At 53.0% G+C, this 485-nt stretch carries 1 pseudogene; it reads right to left on the bottom strand.

Annotated features, from left to right (window positions below):
* Positions 1-485: pseudogene (locus MWU84_RS24110) on the bottom strand (hypothetical protein); the annotation flags it as partial.

Consider the following 485-nt stretch of genomic DNA (forward strand, 5'->3'; position numbering starts at 1 on the left):
GCTCCGTCAGCACCAGTTAATCCTATTGGACCCTGAACTCCCGTTGCTCCAGTATCACCTTTCTCACCGGTTACACCAGTAGCACCAGTAGCTCCAGTATCACCTTTGTCACCCTTATCTCCTTGGTCACCCTTGGCTCCGGTCGCACCAGTGTCTCCTTTTTCGCCCTTGTCTCCCTTAGCTCCAGTTACACCCTGAATACCTTGAGCTCCGGTATCTCCTTTATCGCCTTGATCTCCCTTGGCTCCAGTTGTACCAGTAGCTCCAGTAGCTCCGGTGTCGCCCTTGTCTCCTTTTTCACCTTGAACTCCAGTAGCACCGGTAGATCCTGTCGAACCAGTTGCTCCGGTATCTCCTTTGTCGCCTTGATCTCCCTTGGCGCCAGTTGTACCAGTAGCTCCAGTAGCTCCAGTTGCACCTGTGGCACCAGTCTCTCCTTGAATACCTTGAATTCCTTGGGCACCAGTGTCACCTTTTTCACCTTG

The organism is Arenibacter sp. F20364 (assembly GCF_023015905.1).
Lineage (GTDB): Bacteria > Bacteroidota > Bacteroidia > Flavobacteriales > Flavobacteriaceae > Arenibacter.